This is a genomic window from Proteus myxofaciens ATCC 19692 (genome assembly GCF_001654855.1).
Classification (GTDB): domain Bacteria; phylum Pseudomonadota; class Gammaproteobacteria; order Enterobacterales; family Enterobacteriaceae; genus Proteus; species Proteus myxofaciens.
The window spans coordinates 1-15,875 of record NZ_LXEN01000078.1; the positions used below are offsets into that span (position 1 = coordinate 1).

At 37.7% G+C, this 15,875-nt stretch carries 16 protein-coding genes; 13 read left to right on the top strand and 3 right to left on the bottom strand.

Annotated elements, in window-relative coordinates:
- The first annotated feature begins 220 nt into the window (after window positions 1-220).
- The 11 genes from atpI (at window position 221) to glmS (ending at window position 10,668) form a co-directional block, all read left to right on the top strand.
- Window positions 221-595 carry a F0F1 ATP synthase subunit I gene (gene atpI, locus M983_RS08245; RefSeq protein ID WP_066749603.1) on the top strand — a complete coding sequence of 125 codons (375 nt, stop codon included), beginning with the start codon at window positions 221-223 and terminating at the stop codon, window positions 593-595.
- Window positions 596-626: 31 nt separating this feature from the next.
- Complete coding sequence (gene atpB, locus M983_RS08250) at window positions 627-1,451, top strand: F0F1 ATP synthase subunit A (RefSeq protein ID WP_066749604.1); 825 nt, start codon at window positions 627-629, stop codon at window positions 1,449-1,451.
- Between the two features lie 45 nt (window positions 1,452-1,496).
- Window positions 1,497-1,736, top strand: coding sequence for a F0F1 ATP synthase subunit C (atpE, locus tag M983_RS08255; protein ID WP_004246596.1), 240 nt, complete (start codon window positions 1,497-1,499; stop codon window positions 1,734-1,736).
- Window positions 1,737-1,798: 62 nt separating this feature from the next.
- Complete coding sequence (gene atpF, locus M983_RS08260) at window positions 1,799-2,269, top strand: F0F1 ATP synthase subunit B (RefSeq protein ID WP_066749605.1); 471 nt, start codon at window positions 1,799-1,801, stop codon at window positions 2,267-2,269.
- A 12-nt stretch (window positions 2,270-2,281) separates the two neighbouring features.
- Window positions 2,282-2,815, top strand: a complete 534-nt coding sequence (gene atpH / locus M983_RS08265) for a F0F1 ATP synthase subunit delta (RefSeq protein WP_066749606.1) — start codon at window positions 2,282-2,284, stop codon at window positions 2,813-2,815.
- Between the two features lie 14 nt (window positions 2,816-2,829).
- Window positions 2,830-4,371 carry a F0F1 ATP synthase subunit alpha gene (gene atpA / locus M983_RS08270; protein WP_066749607.1) on the top strand — a complete coding sequence of 514 codons (1,542 nt, stop codon included), beginning with the start codon at window positions 2,830-2,832 and terminating at the stop codon, window positions 4,369-4,371.
- A gap of 57 nt (window positions 4,372-4,428) precedes the next feature.
- Window positions 4,429-5,292 carry a F0F1 ATP synthase subunit gamma gene (gene atpG, locus M983_RS08275; protein ID WP_066749608.1) on the top strand — a complete coding sequence of 288 codons (864 nt, stop codon included), beginning with the start codon at window positions 4,429-4,431 and terminating at the stop codon, window positions 5,290-5,292.
- 34 nt (window positions 5,293-5,326) lie between these two features.
- Window positions 5,327-6,709, top strand: a complete 1,383-nt coding sequence (atpD, locus tag M983_RS08280; protein WP_066749609.1) for a F0F1 ATP synthase subunit beta — start codon at window positions 5,327-5,329, stop codon at window positions 6,707-6,709.
- A gap of 21 nt (window positions 6,710-6,730) precedes the next feature.
- Entirely contained in the window at window positions 6,731-7,147 is a 417-nt protein-coding gene (locus tag M983_RS08285; protein ID WP_066749610.1) for a F0F1 ATP synthase subunit epsilon, read from the top strand.
- A 148-nt stretch (window positions 7,148-7,295) separates the two neighbouring features.
- Complete coding sequence (gene glmU / locus M983_RS08290; RefSeq protein WP_066749611.1) at window positions 7,296-8,666, top strand: bifunctional UDP-N-acetylglucosamine diphosphorylase/glucosamine-1-phosphate N-acetyltransferase GlmU; 1,371 nt, start codon at window positions 7,296-7,298, stop codon at window positions 8,664-8,666.
- 175 nt (window positions 8,667-8,841) lie between these two features.
- Window positions 8,842-10,668, top strand: coding sequence for a glutamine--fructose-6-phosphate transaminase (isomerizing) (glmS, locus tag M983_RS08295; RefSeq protein WP_066749612.1), 1,827 nt, complete (start codon window positions 8,842-8,844; stop codon window positions 10,666-10,668).
- Window positions 10,669-10,949: 281 nt separating this feature from the next.
- Here the strand turns inward: glmS and M983_RS08300 are convergent, their stop codons facing one another.
- A complete protein-coding gene (locus tag M983_RS08300) occupies window positions 10,950-11,339 on the bottom strand; it encodes a YgiW/YdeI family stress tolerance OB fold protein (protein WP_245684031.1) in 390 nt (129 codons plus the stop codon).
- A 371-nt stretch (window positions 11,340-11,710) separates the two neighbouring features.
- On the opposite strand from M983_RS08300, the gene satP reads away from it, so the two are divergent.
- Entirely contained in the window at window positions 11,711-12,274 is a 564-nt protein-coding gene (gene satP / locus M983_RS08305) for an acetate uptake transporter (RefSeq protein ID WP_066749614.1), read from the top strand.
- 26 nt (window positions 12,275-12,300) lie between these two features.
- Here the strand turns inward: satP and M983_RS08310 are convergent, their stop codons facing one another.
- Both M983_RS08310 and nagK read right to left on the bottom strand, forming a co-directional pair.
- Window positions 12,301-12,888, bottom strand: coding sequence for a rhomboid family intramembrane serine protease (locus M983_RS08310; RefSeq protein ID WP_066749615.1), 588 nt, complete (start codon window positions 12,886-12,888; stop codon window positions 12,301-12,303).
- Between the two features lie 70 nt (window positions 12,889-12,958).
- Complete coding sequence (gene nagK / locus M983_RS08315) at window positions 12,959-13,870, bottom strand: N-acetylglucosamine kinase (protein WP_066749616.1); 912 nt, start codon at window positions 13,868-13,870, stop codon at window positions 12,959-12,961.
- Between the two features lie 1,490 nt (window positions 13,871-15,360).
- Here nagK and M983_RS08320 point away from each other — a divergent pair.
- On the top strand, window positions 15,361-15,774 hold the full coding sequence (locus M983_RS08320) for a hypothetical protein (RefSeq protein ID WP_066749617.1): 414 nt from the start codon (window positions 15,361-15,363) through the stop codon (window positions 15,772-15,774).
- Window positions 15,775-15,875: the final 101 nt, after the last annotated feature.

Below are 15,875 nucleotides of genomic sequence, written 5' to 3' on the forward strand. Positions count from 1 at the left end.
TTCTGTTTTTATGTTTTTTGTTCTGAATCATTTTTAATAAATGGAACCTTTATTAAAAATTTAAATTATTCTTCACTTTTTCGTTACTTATTGATTGAATTCATTGCTACGCCCCGTATAATTTGCTCGTTTTTGTCACTTGACACTTTATAGCAAAGACAGTTTGATACATTATTCAGTAATACCTTTTGCAATAGCTAGTCTGGAGAAAACAAACGTCATGTCTATCTCCCTCTATAGCGGGAAAGTTGCACTGAAACTGCTAGTTTTGCAGTTTATGACTTTTGTTATTCTCAGTGCGTGTTTCTACTTTAAGAGTACAGACTGGAGTATTTCAGCTTTTTTAGGCGGAATGGCATGTTGGCTTCCAAATGTTGCTTTCTTAATGCTAATTCGTCTACAGAAAGTCAAAGAAGAGGCTCCAGTTCGCATAAATTGGCTTTTTGCTTTCAGTGAAGGGTTTAAGGTTATATTATCAATAGCCTTACTGATAGTTGCTTTAGGAGTGTTTAAAGCGGCATTTGCACCTCTGGTCATGGCCTACTTAGCGGTGCTTGTTATGCAGGTCGTTGCACCAGCCGTCATAAACGGTTAGCGTTTTTAACAACAAAAGGGTAATTGGCATCATGTCTGCATCAGGAGAAGCATTAACCACTAGAGATTACATAGGTAACCATCTGAATAACCTTCAGCTGGACCTGCGTACTTTCGAATTGGTCAATCCCCATGCTGAAAATACGCCATCGTTCTGGGTGTTAAATATTGACTCACTTTTCTTTGCAATCGTCATGGGTGCATTGTTCCTATGGATATTTAGAAAAGTAGCAGTAAGAGCAACCAGTGGCGTACCGGGAAAATTCCAGACTGCAGTAGAAATGGTCATTGGTTTCGTTGATAGCAGCGTCCGTGATATGTATCACGGGAAAAGCAAAGTCATTGCACCTCTGGCACTGACTGTGTTTGTTTGGGTGCTGTTAATGAATGCCCTGGATTTATTACCAATCGATTTCATCCCTTATATCGGTGAACACATCTTTGGATTACCAGCGTTACGCGTCGTACCGACAGCGGACGTAAGTGTAACTCTATCGATGGCAATTGGTGTATTTATCCTGATTCTCTTCTACAGCATTAAGATGAAAGGTATAAAAGGATTTACTAAAGAGCTGACTTTACAGCCTTTTAATCATCCTATTTTTATTCCTATTAACTTAATTCTGGAAGGGGTAAGCCTGCTATCAAAACCTGTTTCACTCGGTCTTCGACTGTTTGGTAACATGTATGCAGGTGAACTGATCTTTATTCTTATTGCTGGTCTGTTACCGTGGTGGTCACAATGGTTATTAAGCCTTCCTTGGGCAATATTCCATATTCTGATTATTACGTTACAAGCCTTTATTTTCATGGTTCTAACGATTGTTTATCTTTCGATGGCATCTGAAGAACATTAATTATTAACTCTTTGAAGAAATAACTGAAACAAACTGGAGACTGTCATGGAAAACCTGAGTATGGATCTGCTGTACATGGCTGCCGCTATTATGATGGGTTTAGCTGCAATCGGTGCTGCAATCGGTATCGGAATCCTCGGAGGCAAATTTTTAGAAGGTGCTGCTCGTCAGCCTGATTTAATTCCTCTTCTGCGTACACAGTTCTTTATCGTTATGGGTCTGGTTGATGCCATCCCGATGATTGCTGTGGGTCTGGGACTTTATGTGATGTTTGCTGTTGCCTAATGAAGGCCAATAGCAATAAAAAACATCAAATTAGTTTATAACCAAGATAGAGGTATTGTGCTATGAATTTAAATGCAACAATCCTCGGCCAGGCCATCGCATTTGTCCTGTTTGTTTTGTTCTGTATGAAATTTGTATGGCCACCAATTATGGCGGCCATTGAAAAACGTCAAAAAGAAATTGCTGACGGTTTATCTTCTGCAGAACGTGCTAAAAAGGACTTAGATTTAGCGAAAGCCGATGCAGGCGAACAGTTAGCGAAAGCAAAAGCTCAAGCTCAAGAAATTATTGAATCTGCGAATAAACAACGCATTGAAATGATTGAAGAAGCTAAAGCTGAAGCAGAGCAAGAACGTAGTAAAATCGTGGCACAAGCTCAATCCGAACTGGATGCAGAGCGTAAACGTGCTCGTGAAGAACTGCGTAAACAAGTCGCAATGCTGGCTATCGCAGGTGCCGAGAAAATTATTGAACGTTCCGTGGATGAAGCTGCTAATAGCGACATCGTTGATAAACTGGTCGCTGAACTGTAAGGAGGGAGGGGCATGTCTGAAATTGCAACGGTAGCTCGCCCCTACGCCAAAGCAGCTTTTGACTTTGCTGTGGAAAACCAGGCTGTCGATAAATGGCAGGTTATGCTGGCGTTCACCGCTGAAGTAGCACGCAATGAGCAGGTAACCGAGTTAATTTCTGGCTCTTTAGCATCAGAAAAACTGGCTGACATCTTTATCGACCTTTGTGGTGATCAACTAGATGAACATGCTCAGAATTTGATTCGTGTTATGGCTGAGAATGGCCGTTTATCAACGTTGCCTGAAGTTTTGAACCAGTTTATTCAATTGCGTTCACAACTTGAATCAACGGTTGACGTTGAAGTAACTTCTGCCATTGAGCTAACTAAACAGCAGCTAGCTAACATTTCTGCAGCGATGGAAAAACGTCTATCACGCAAAGTGAAGCTGAATTGCAAAATTGATAAGTCCGTTATCGCAGGCATGATTATACGCGCCGATGACCTCGTCATCGATGGCAGTATTCGTGGCCGTTTAGAGCGATTAACTGACGTCTTGCAGTCTTAAGGGGACTGGAGCATATGCAACTGAATTCCACTGAAATCAGCGAACTGATCAAGCAGCGCATTGCTCAGTTCAATGTAGTGAGTGAAGCTCACAATGAAGGTACGATTGTTTCCGTTAGTGACGGTATCATTCGTATCCACGGTTTAGCCGAAGTTATGCAGGGTGAGATGATCGCACTGCCGGGTAACCGTTTCGCTATCGCACTTAACTTAGAGCGAGACTCTGTTGGTGCGGTTGTGATGGGACCTTATGCTGACTTAGCAGAAGGCATGAAAGTAAAATGTACAGGCCGTATTCTGGAAGTTCCAGTTGGTCGTGGTCTGCTTGGCCGTGTGGTAAACACATTGGGTGAGCCGATTGATGGTAAAGGCGCTGTCGAGCATGATGGTTTCTCTCCAGTAGAGATGATTGCTCCTGGCGTTATCGACCGTCAATCAGTCGATCAGCCAGTACAAACCGGTTATAAATCTGTTGATGCCATGATCCCAATCGGTCGTGGTCAGCGTGAGTTAATCATCGGTGACCGTCAAACAGGTAAAACTGCACTGGCTGTCGATGCGATTATTAACCAACGTGATTCAGGCATTAAATGTATTTATGTCGCTATCGGTCAAAAAGCCTCTACTATTTCGAACGTTGTTCGTAAATTAGAAGAGCATAACGCGTTAGAAAACACCATCGTCGTTGTTGCTTCTGCTTCAGAATCAGCAGCACTGCAATACCTGTCTCCATATTCAGGTTGTGCAATGGGTGAATACTTCCGTGACCGTGGTGAAGATGCCCTGATTATTTACGATGACTTGTCTAAACAAGCTGTCGCATACCGTCAAATTTCACTGTTACTTCGTCGTCCACCAGGACGTGAAGCATACCCAGGTGATGTTTTCTATCTGCACTCTCGTTTATTAGAACGTGCAGCTCGCGTTAATGCAGAGTATGTAGAAGCTTTCACTAATGGTGAAGTTAAAGGTAAAACCGGTTCTCTGACTGCGTTACCTATCATTGAAACGCAAGCAGGGGACGTTTCTGCATTCGTTCCAACGAACGTAATCTCTATTACCGATGGTCAGATCTTCTTAGAATCTAACCTGTTTAACGCAGGTATTCGTCCAGCTGTTAACCCAGGGATCTCTGTATCTCGTGTTGGTGGTGCAGCTCAGACTAAGATTATGAAGAAACTTTCTGGTGGTATCCGTACTGCTCTTGCGCAGTATCGTGAACTCGCAGCATTCTCTCAGTTCGCTTCAGATCTAGATGATGCTACGCGTAAACAGCTAAACCACGGTCAGAAAGTGACTGAATTGCTGAAACAGAAACAGTACGAACCAATGTCTGTCGCACAACAGTCTTTATCTCTGTTTGCTGCTGAACGTGGTTATCTGGAAGATGTTGAGATTTCAAAAGTTGTGCCATTTGAAGCTGCGTTATTAGCTTATGCCGCTCGTGAACACGCTGATTTATTGAAAGAAATCAACCAGACCGGTACTTATAACGAAGAAATCGAAGCGAAGCTGAAAGGCGTGCTAGATAACTTCAAAGCGACTCAGTCTTGGTAATAACTATTCGGCCTAATCGTTAATATTAGGCCGTCTGGTTCATGAGGAGAAGCAGAAATGGCCGGCGCAAAAGAGATACGTTCCAAGATCGCCAGTGTGCAAAACACACAAAAGATCACAAAAGCGATGGAGATGGTCGCCGCGTCGAAAATGCGTAAAACGCAAGAACGCATGGCAGCCAGCCGTCCTTATGCAGAAACCATGCGCAAAGTGATTGGTCACCTTGCGTTAGGTAATCTGGAATATAAACATCCATACCTCGAAGAGCGTGAAGTTAAACGTGTCGGGTACCTGGTTGTTTCGACCGACCGTGGTTTATGTGGTGGTTTGAACATTAACTTGTTCAAAAAACTACTGGCAGACATGAAAGAGTGGTCTGAAAAAGGTGTACAGGTAGATCTCGCCCTTGTTGGTTCTAAAGCAGCATCATTCTTCGGCTCTGTCGGTGGAAATGTTGTTGGACAAGTAACTGGTTTAGGTGATGATCCAAAACTGTCAGACCTTATTGGTCCAGTTAATATCATGTTGCAAGCTTATGATGAAGGTCGTTTAGATAAACTGTATGTGGTGGCAAATAAGTTCATCAATACCATGGCTCAAGAGCCAAAAATTCTTCAAGTTTTACCATTACCACCAGGTGATGATGAAGAACTTAAAGAAAAATCTTGGGATTATCTGTACGAACCAGATCCTAAGGCGCTACTGGATACTTTACTGCGTCGTTATATCGAATCGCAGGTTTATCAGAGCGTCGTAGAGAACTTAGCAAGTGAGCAGGCAGCACGAATGGTCGCGATGAAAGCCGCTACAGATAACGGTGGTAACCTGATTAAAGAACTGCAACTGGTGTACAACAAAGCACGCCAAGCAAGTATTACTCAGGAATTGACTGAAATTGTGTCTGGTGCAGCCGCGGTATAACAGCTAGGTTTACGAATTACGTAGAGGATTCAAGATGGCTACTGGAAAGATTGTCCAGGTAATCGGCGCCGTAGTAGACGCCGAATTCCCTCAGGATAGCGTCCCTAAAGTATACGACGCTCTTGAGGTTATGAATGGTAAAGAAAAACTGGTGCTAGAAGTTCAGCAACAGTTAGGTGGTGGAATTGTTCGTTGTATCGCAATGGGTACATCAGACGGTTTAAGCCGTGGCTTAAAAGTTGAAGATTTAGGCCACCCAATTGAAGTACCAGTGGGTAAAGCTACATTAGGACGTATCATGAACGTTCTAGGTACACCTATCGATATGAAAGGTGATATCGCCACTGAAGAACGTTGGTCTATCCACCGTGAAGCACCAAGCTATGAAGAGTTATCTAACTCTCAAGAACTACTTGAAACTGGTATCAAAGTAATGGACTTAATTTGTCCATTCGCGAAAGGTGGTAAAGTTGGTCTGTTTGGTGGTGCGGGTGTGGGTAAAACCGTTAACATGATGGAATTGATCCGTAATATCGCGATCGAGCACTCAGGTTATTCTGTATTTGCCGGTGTGGGTGAGCGTACTCGTGAAGGTAACGACTTCTATCATGAAATGACAGATTCTAACGTTCTTGACAAAGTATCGTTAGTATATGGTCAGATGAATGAGCCACCAGGAAACCGTCTGCGTGTTGCATTGACTGGCTTAACCATGGCTGAAAAATTCCGTGATGAAGGCCGTGACGTTCTGTTATTCGTCGATAACATCTATCGTTATACCTTAGCTGGTACTGAAGTATCAGCACTGTTAGGTCGTATGCCATCAGCAGTAGGTTACCAGCCAACATTGGCAGAAGAGATGGGTGTTCTTCAAGAACGTATCACTTCTACTAAAACAGGCTCTATCACTTCTGTTCAAGCAGTATACGTACCCGCGGATGACTTAACTGACCCATCACCAGCTACAACGTTTGCTCACTTAGATGCAACAGTTGTACTGAGCCGTCAGATTGCTTCTTTAGGTATATATCCTGCGGTTGACCCACTGGATTCAACCAGCCGTCAATTAGACCCACAGGTCGTTGGCCAAGAGCATTATGATGTAGCTCGTGGCGTTCAGTCTATTTTGCAACGTTATCAAGAACTGAAAGATATCATTGCTATTTTAGGTATGGATGAACTGTCAGAAGAAGATAAACTGGTTGTTGCGCGTGCGCGTAAGATTCAGCGCTTCCTATCTCAGCCATTCTTCGTTGCTGAAGTATTTACCGGTTCACCAGGTAAGTTCGTATCATTAAAAGACACTATTCGTGGTTTTAAAGGTATCCTTAACGGTGATTATGACCACCTGCCAGAGCAGGCGTTCTATATGGTTGGTACTATCGATGAAGCAGTAGAAAAAGCTAAGAAGCTTTAATACGGCTGACGGGAGGTTGATATGGCCGATACATCGTTCCACCTGAAAGTAGTCAGTGCTGAGAAAAAGCTGTATGACGGTGATGTTAAACGCATTCAGGTAACTGGTAGCGAAGGTGAGCTCGGTATTTATCCGCAGCATACCCCGTTATTAACTGCCATAAAACCGGGCATGGTACGTGTCGTAAAAACATCGGGTGAAGAAGAGTTTATCTACCTTTCTGGTGGTATTCTTGAAGTTCAGCCTACAAGCGTCATTGTACTAGCAGATACAGCTATCCGTGGTCGTGATTTGGATGAAGCGAAAGCATTAGAGTCTAAGCGTAAAGCTGAAGAACACATTCAATCCTCTCATGGTGATGTTGATTATGCTCAGGCATCAGCAGAGTTAGCTAAAGCGATTGCAAAATTACGTGTAATCGAATTGACGCGCCGTTGATGTAAATAGGCAGTCTATTAAAAAAGCCAGTTGGCCTTAAGCTAACTGGCTTTTTGCGTTATGAAATATTTTGTGTGGCGAAATATGTAGTATTATTTAGCATAAACGGGTTTACTTGCCATTCTTTACGGGAGTTATCAGGTTAATTATGTCTAATTCAGCTAAAAGCGTTGTTATTCTTGCTGCGGGAAAAGGTACCCGCATGTACTCAAAATTACCTAAAGTTCTTCATAAACTTGCAGGTAAATCCATGGTTCAACATGTGATAGATACAGCAAAATCACTTGGTGCTCAACAAACACATCTTGTTTATGGACATGGTGGTGATTTAATGAAAGAGCAATTAGGTGCACAGCCTGTTAATTGGGTACTGCAAGCCCAGCAATTAGGAACAGGTCATGCAATGCAACAAGCAGCGCCTTTCTTTGCTGACGATGAAGATATTTTAATGCTTTATGGTGATGTTCCTCTTATCACTAAAGAAACACTAGAGCGATTAATTGCCGTAAAACCTGAAGGTGGTATTGGTTTATTGACGGTTATTTTAGATAACCCAATGGGCTATGGTCGTATTGTTCGTAAAAATGGTGACGTTACTGGCATTATTGAACAAAAAGATGCCTCTGAAGAACAATTAAAAATTAAAGAAATCAATACAGGTATTTTAGTTGCTAATGGTGCTGATTTAAAACGTTGGTTAGGCAAGCTCGATAACAATAATGCACAACAAGAGTATTATATTACTGACATTATCGCGTTAGCGCATAAAGAAGGTCGTAAAATTGAAACGGCACATCCTCGTCATCATAGTGAGATGGAAGGTGTGAATAATCGTTTGCAACTTGCAACATTAGAACGTATTTACCAAGCAGAACAGGCAGAGCGCCTATTACTTGAAGGCGTTATGTTACTTGATCCTGCGCGTTTTGATTTAAGAGGCACATTAACTCATGGTCAAGATGTGGTTATCGATACTAACGTCATTATTGAAGGTGAGGTCACGCTAGGTAACAATGTTGAAATTGGTACAGGTTGTGTACTAAAAAACTGTGTTATTGATGATAATTCTATCATTAGCCCATATACGGTGATCGAGAATGCTAATTTAGCAAAAGAATGTACTGTTGGGCCTTTTGCTCGCCTTCGTCCTGGTAGTGAACTGGCGGATAAAGCGCATGTTGGTAATTTCGTTGAAATGAAAAAAGCAAGCTTAGGTGTTGGCTCTAAAGCTGGCCATTTAACTTATTTAGGTGATACTGAAGTTGGTGCTAACGTAAATATTGGTGCCGGTACTATTACTTGTAACTATGATGGTGCTAATAAATTCAAAACAGTTATTGGTGATGATGTCTTTATTGGTTCAGATACTCAATTAATTGCACCTGTTACTGTTGCCAGTGGCGCGACTATTGGTGCAGGCACAACCTTAACGAAAAATGTGAATGAAAACGAATTAGTCATCAGTCGTGTTAAACAAACTCATATCATAGGTTGGAAACGTCCTGTAAAGCAAAAATAAACTATTTTAAGAAAAGGGCGTATGTCTAATTATCGCCCTTTTCTTGTACGCTATTATTCTAGAAAACAGATTATAAAAAACAAAACTCCCCACTTACTACAATGGCTAGGGGAATTTAATAATCAGGTATAAAGACATACAAGTGCGATAAACGCACAGTTTTAGGAATAACACTATGTGTGGAATAGTAGGTGCAGTAGCACAACGCGACATTGCTGAAATATTAATTGAAGGTTTACGTCGCTTAGAATATCGCGGGTATGATTCTGCGGGATTAGCTGTTGTGGATAGCAATGGTGAAATGACGCGTCTGCGTGAAGTTGGCAAAGTCAAAATGCTAGCGGATGAAGCAGAAAAAATGCACGTTGCTGGTGGTACAGGGATTGCCCATACTCGTTGGGCTACGCATGGCGAGCCTTGCCAAGATAATGCGCATCCTCATGTCTCGGGTACTATTGCTGTCGTTCATAATGGTATTATCGAAAACTATCAAGAATTAAAAGCAGAGCTGATTAAAAAAGGCTATGAGTTTATTTCTCAAACAGATACTGAAGTTATCGCGCATTTAGTGAATTGGGAACAACGTCAGGGTGGCACTTTACGTGAAGTCGTGCAGCGTGTTATTCCTCAATTACGTGGTGCATATGGTACAGCGATTATGGATAGTCGCGCTCCTGAACTATTAGTTGCGGCTCGCTCAGGCAGTCCTTTAGTTGTGGGTCTTGGTGTTGGTGAAAACTTTTTAGCTTCAGATCAATTAGCTCTATTACCTGTAACTCGTCGCTTTATCTATCTTGAAGAAGGTGATGTTGTTGAGATTACTCGTCGCCATGTTCATATTTTTGATAACCAAGGTGAAGAAGTTTCTCGTGATATTATAGAATCTAATGTTCAATATGATGCTGGTGATAAAGGTATTTATCGCCATTACATGCAAAAAGAGATCTATGAACAACCTTTAGCGATCAAAAACACATTAGAAGATCGCTTAAAAACAGAAAGTATAGATTTACGTGAATTAGGACCAAAAGCAGAAGAGATTTTATCACAAGTTGAACATATTCAAATTGTTGCTTGTGGCACTTCTTATAATGCAGGTATGGTTTCGCGTTATTGGTTTGAATCTTTAGCGGGTATTCCTTGTGATGTAGAAATAGCATCAGAATACCGTTATCGTAAGCCAGCGACTCGTCGTAACAGCTTATTAATTACATTATCTCAATCTGGCGAAACAGCGGACACATTAGCAGCTTTACGCTTATCTAAAGAATTAGGCTATTTATCATCACTTGCTATTTGTAATGTGGCAGGCTCTTCTTTAGTGCGTGAATCTGAATTTGTTCTCATGACAAAAGCGGGTGCTGAGATTGGTGTAGCTTCAACCAAAGCATTCACAACGCAATTAACCGTTCTATTAATGCTGGTGGCCTATATGGGACGCATTAAAGGTATTGCGACTTTAGAAAAAGAGATTTCAACAGCATTACATGCTTTACCTAGCCGTATTGAAAGCATGTTATCAAAAGATAAAGTGATTGAAGCATTAGCAGAAGACTTCTCTGAAAAAAGTCATGCACTTTTCTTAGGTCGTGGTGATCAATATCCTATCGCGGTAGAAGGTGCATTGAAGCTTAAAGAGATCTCTTATATTCACGCAGAAGCGTATGCTGCTGGTGAGCTAAAACATGGTCCTTTAGCACTCATTGATGCTGATATGCCTGTTATCATCATTGCGCCAAACAATGAGTTATTAGAGAAATTAAAATCTAATATTGAAGAAGTCCGCGCTCGTGGTGGTTTACTGTATGTCTTTGCTGATCAAGATGCTGGTTTTGTGGAAAGTGAAACCATGAAGCTGATTTCTCTACCTCATGTAGAAGAGTTAATTGCGCCAATTTTTTACACCGTTCCTCTGCAATTACTTTCTTATCATGTGGCGCTGATTAAGGGGACTGATGTCGATCAGCCTCGTAACTTAGCAAAATCAGTTACTGTTGAATAAACGAGTATAAAAGCGTAATAAATTGTATCCCAGTTAGCCATAAGGTTAGCTGGGATTTTTTATTGAGTTAAAAAAGAGAGAAAAAGGACAAAAAAATCCCCCATAATGAGTTATAGGGGAAAATTAAACATGGAGAACGTAGAGTTAGGATATAAATGAAAGGGTAACTTCATTCAGTTAAAACACGTCTAGTTTAGGATGATTGTGCTTTAACTAATGGTTACCATAAACCTAAAGCTACCTTTAGGTTAAAGTGAACTTTTTTGTCTAAGATATTTAAATTATTTGACTATGGTTATTTGTTTTACATCTATTTCGGTACTCGTCCACTCTTTATCAATTTTCCCTTCAATTCTGACGGTGTTTTCAGGTGTTACTGTTTGACCTTTCCATCTTTTATTATCGATATCGACATTAATACCTCCTGTATTATCTTCAAAAACATAGAGTTCATCGCCAATTTTTTTCGTGATTTTTCCTGTTAATACTACCCAGGTATCGTCAGAAAGATCTTTTGCTTTGATAACCGTGGTTTCGCTAATAGACGGTCCTTTAAATCCGCCTTGTTCTGCACTTATCTGACTATTATTTTGTGCAGAGATAAAGCCACCATTATTTTGGGTATTGGCTTGAGAAGCAAACGCTAATGCACTACCTATTATTAACAACATTATTTTTTTCATAATCAGCTCGCTTATTAATTAAAATATCAGTACTTTTTATATTATATCTATCATTAATTTCAGATATAAAAAACAGCTTAAATCAAATATATATACTAATGATCTAATAAATAATATCTATCAAATTTATTTGGTGTTTTATTTTGTTTTAGGTTTTACTGTAAATTTAGCATCTAAAACTGCTTAATGATTATTTACCAAGTAAAAATATCTAGTTATTTGCCCTAAGTATCAGTGTAGAACATTATTCGAAAAGATACCCTTTACGATCATTGTTTTTAGATGAATAACCTCTTATTATCCAGCGCCTTAAAATATTTTTTAATTTTTCCCTATTATTTTTAGAGGTTTTAGGTTTTATGACTAACGAACGTATTGCCAATCCTGGTCCATTAGGCTTAATGGGTTTTGGTATGACAACGATTTTGTTGAACATACATAATGCCGGATTTTTTCCTGTTGTATCTGTAATTATGAGTATGGGAATTTTTTATGGTGGAATAGCACAAGTTATTGCAGGTATTTTTGAATTTAAAAAAGGTAATACGTTTGGTGCTACTGCATTTACCTCTTATGGCTTTTTCTGGTTAACACTTGTTGGTATTTGGTTATTACCCATAATGGGTCTCAGTGAGCCAACTTCGCCTCTTTTTCTTGGTGTATTTTTAGCTTTATGGGGTATTTTTACCTTATTTATGTTTATTGGCACATTAAAAGCAAACAAGGCATTACAATTTATCTTTTTAAGCCTTACCGTTTTATTTGCATTGCTTGCTGTTGGTAATATCAGCGGTAACACTTTGATATTAAAAATTGCTGGGTTTGAAGGCATTATTTGTGGTGCTAGTGCTTTTTATTTAGCTATGGCTGAAGTCTTAAATGAAATGTATGGTAAAACGCTATTACCAATAGGGCAAAAATAGTATTAAAGAGAAGTGATTAAGCCATTTCATGACTTAGTCACTTCTATTACTCGACTTTTCCGACGAATAATTTTCCTTGCACTCCAAGCATAGAGTAAACCTGCAACAACACCTGCGATATGTGATTCTGTGGATACGCCAATCTGGCCTGGGATTAATCCATAAGCCATCGAACCATAATAAAATAGAACAAACAGTGCGACTAAAATATCAATGATTTTATGGCGAGTAAAAGCATGTGCAATAAGTAATGCCCATAATCCAAAAATCCAACCACTAGCACCAACGTGAATAGCTTGGCGACCAAAAATCCATACTAATAAACCGCTTACGATAATAATAAAAAAGCTAGCTTGAATATATTCACGTAAAGATTGCGTCATTAATAGGAAGCTTAGAATAAGTAGTGGTAATAAGTTACTAAAAAGGTGTGACCAAGAGCCATGTAGAAAAGGTGCAATTAAAATACCAATAAGCCCTTTACTTGTTCTTGGTTCTATTCCCCATTGTACTAATACCATAGGGAATAGACTGTTGATTAGTTGTAGTAGGATTAATGTGATAGTTAATCCACTAAGAAAAAGTAATCTTTTTTTTAACCAGATATTATTCATAACGATTACCTTAATCACTCTCTTTTAATAAAAGAGTCTTTGAAAATAAAGGCTCTTTTATCTTGTTTGATTAATCTAATAGATTAAGACATGCAGCACCACGAGCGCCACCAGCATCACCATGACGTGCTTTTTCTATTGTAGGCAGTTGAACATTACCATAAACAGAATGCGCTAAATATTCTGGCAGTAATTGATACAATGCATCAAATTGAGATAGCCCACCACCAATAACGACTAAATGAGGATCGAGCACAGTCAATATATTGCTGATATAAATAGCGAGTACTTTCATATAGCGATCGACATGTTCTTTTGTTTTCTCATCACCTGCATAATACTGGGCAACAATATCAACGGCTCTAAGTGGTGAATCATTAAACGCTTTATACATACGTTCAAAGCCACGACCTGATAAATAGGTTTCAAAGCAGGCTCTTTTACCGCAACCACATAAAATTTTTGGCATAGTTTCGCCAATCACACTATCTGCATCAATATTTAAATTCATGTGGCCTATTTCGCCAGCAATGCCATTTTTACCTGAGATAACTTTTCCATCAATGACAAAACCACCACCAACACCGGTCCCTAAAATAAGACCTAATACAGAAGGATGATGACGAAAATGTGGGTCCCATGCTTCGGATAATGCAAAACAGTTTGCATCATTTTCTACTTTTACGCGTCTATCCAAAATTTGGGTTAAATCATGGATCATGGGTTTATATTTAGCTGCGGGTACATTCGTCGTGAATACCGTACCTTCTTTATTATTAACAATACCTGGTATGCCTACACCAACCTTTCCTTTACATTCTAATTCGTTATCTGCTTCCAATGTTAAGTCTTTAAAAACATTTAATAGCGCTTGATAATCATTTTTCGGAGTGGGCACACGTTTTTGCCAAATTTGGGTGAGATCTTTATCAAAAACGGCAAGCTCTATTTTTGTACCGCCCATATCAAAACCATAATACATATCAGTCTCTTTATTATCCTGTAAATATTATCTATAGCGAATAAGTAGCTATAGTGCTATTTCTATTCAAATCAATATATTGAAATCATCTCCAGTACTTATAGATTCTGGGTTAATGAAAATAGTGATTGGTGACTTTTTATTGTTTTCTCTATTTTCTTAATAGAATTCTTTTGCTGTTTATAAAGATAGCATAGAAAACACTCAGGATTGAGTGCATTTTTGCTTTTCTGTGATGAGGTGAACCGATTCCGCTATCAATGGTATTTATCTAAAAAATTAACTCAAAAAGGTTTTTTTTTGCTCTATTGATAAGAAAAATAGAATTTATTTTTATAAGATTATTCTTAAAAAAGTGAGGGTAAAAAAAATAAAAGTATCTTTTTTAGATGTATAACCTACTGACTCAGTTTTAATATGAGGTTTAGTATAAAAACGTAATTTATTTGCCATTTTTGACATAATAATTCAGTAATTATATATATATTGCAATATGTTAGGGTTTGTAACTATTTATTAATTATAATGCATTGTTTTTCAATAAGTTATTTAAATTAGATCCTGTTTTTTACTATGTTTATCTTAACTTCATGATAACTAGCGTTATATTTTTGTTAATTCAAATTAACATTATTATTTAAAGGATAAAATAAAGGGTGAGTTAATTATTCTGATTTACTTAGTTTATGAGTATTTTATACTGTGAATCAATAATAAAAACAACTCGTTTAATGATTATCACTTTTTGTATTGTTTTATAGATTATTTTTGCTAACTTTATTAGCTGTTGATATAGCCGGTTTTTACTCTTTAATTGAGTAATTGATTTTTATGATCAAAGGCAATTTATAGCTTATTTATATAAATAAATTACTCATTTTTTGATTATGGTTAATGTATATGAAGAAGATTTTTAATCTTAAATTACATTTATCAACCCCTTTTTTTATGAAAAATATCTATTTCTATAGATTTTTTTATTTATAGATTCTTTTGTTTCCAGAATAAACATTCATGTTTTGTTATTATTTTAGAATTTTATTTTCATAAAATTTATCCCATTTGTTATTAGTTTTATGTCGTTATTATGTGCACAATTAGCTTAAAAAATTAGCAATAATAAATAAAAAAAATCGGATAAATTATTTAAGTCACATTACGTATAAATACATAATTTCTTAAATAAGAATAATAGTTGATTTATTTTTCACCCTACTTTTGATGTTGTATTTATCATAAAAAAAATTATACAATTTAATTTAAATAATCATTCTTATTGATTGGGTAATGTTTGTTTGTCATTAATTTTTAAAAATTAATATGGTGAATTTCTTATATGAATTAATGTTTAAATAAACGTTAAAATATAAAATTTATAATGAGATGGTTTTATTTATAGTTAAATTATCTCTAAATATCCTTTCTTCCTTATTTATGGAAAACACCCATTATTGGGAGAAGTGAGTGTGTTGTTATTAAGGGGCTACGCTATGTATGATGATTTAAGTAATCTAAAGGATAAATTTCAAGAAGATGGGTTTACTTTTCAAGAGTTTTCTAATGAAACTCTTCAACATATTGATAATAAAAAAGAAGTAGCATCTGAAAATAAAAAAAATAATACAGGAAGTACTAAGTCAAATAATAAATCAAGTAATCAAGTTATTGCTAACACCTTACCCCCTATAAAAGAAAAAGCAAAACAACCTGTTAATAAATCTATTAGTCTTTCATATGAACAGGGTAACCAAATTAAATCAAATAAAGATAATCAAAATAAGACTAAATCAAATTTGTCACCTAATTATCAGATATTCGATAACAAAAAAACCGATAAGACGCATGCTAATGAAAATATTTCGTTGAAAGATGTATTCTCATTTATCGGTTCAGTATCTAAATAAGTGAAAATCATCTGTAAATTAATTATATTGACTAATATCAATCTTTAATTACTGTTATTTTATTTTCTAATAAAGTCGTTATTTATTATTACGACGGGATA

Coding starts and splice junctions, on each gene's coding strand:
- atpI (WP_066749603.1), top strand. CDS start 221: ATGTCTATCTCCCTCTATAGCGGGAAAGTTGCACTGAAACTGCTAGTT.
- atpB (WP_066749604.1), top strand. CDS start 627: ATGTCTGCATCAGGAGAAGCATTAACCACTAGAGATTACATAGGTAAC.
- atpE (WP_004246596.1), top strand. CDS start 1,497: ATGGAAAACCTGAGTATGGATCTGCTGTACATGGCTGCCGCTATTATG.
- atpF (WP_066749605.1), top strand. CDS start 1,799: ATGAATTTAAATGCAACAATCCTCGGCCAGGCCATCGCATTTGTCCTG.
- atpH (WP_066749606.1), top strand. CDS start 2,282: ATGTCTGAAATTGCAACGGTAGCTCGCCCCTACGCCAAAGCAGCTTTT.
- atpA (WP_066749607.1), top strand. CDS start 2,830: ATGCAACTGAATTCCACTGAAATCAGCGAACTGATCAAGCAGCGCATT.
- atpG (WP_066749608.1), top strand. CDS start 4,429: ATGGCCGGCGCAAAAGAGATACGTTCCAAGATCGCCAGTGTGCAAAAC.
- atpD (WP_066749609.1), top strand. CDS start 5,327: ATGGCTACTGGAAAGATTGTCCAGGTAATCGGCGCCGTAGTAGACGCC.
- M983_RS08285 (WP_066749610.1), top strand. CDS start 6,731: ATGGCCGATACATCGTTCCACCTGAAAGTAGTCAGTGCTGAGAAAAAG.
- glmU (WP_066749611.1), top strand. CDS start 7,296: ATGTCTAATTCAGCTAAAAGCGTTGTTATTCTTGCTGCGGGAAAAGGT.
- glmS (WP_066749612.1), top strand. CDS start 8,842: ATGTGTGGAATAGTAGGTGCAGTAGCACAACGCGACATTGCTGAAATA.
- M983_RS08300 (WP_245684031.1), bottom strand. CDS start 11,339: ATGTTGTTAATAATAGGTAGTGCATTAGCGTTTGCTTCTCAAGCCAAT.
- satP (WP_066749614.1), top strand. CDS start 11,711: ATGACTAACGAACGTATTGCCAATCCTGGTCCATTAGGCTTAATGGGT.
- M983_RS08310 (WP_066749615.1), bottom strand. CDS start 12,888: ATGAATAATATCTGGTTAAAAAAAAGATTACTTTTTCTTAGTGGATTA.
- nagK (WP_066749616.1), bottom strand. CDS start 13,870: ATGTATTATGGTTTTGATATGGGCGGTACAAAAATAGAGCTTGCCGTT.
- M983_RS08320 (WP_066749617.1), top strand. CDS start 15,361: ATGTATGATGATTTAAGTAATCTAAAGGATAAATTTCAAGAAGATGGG.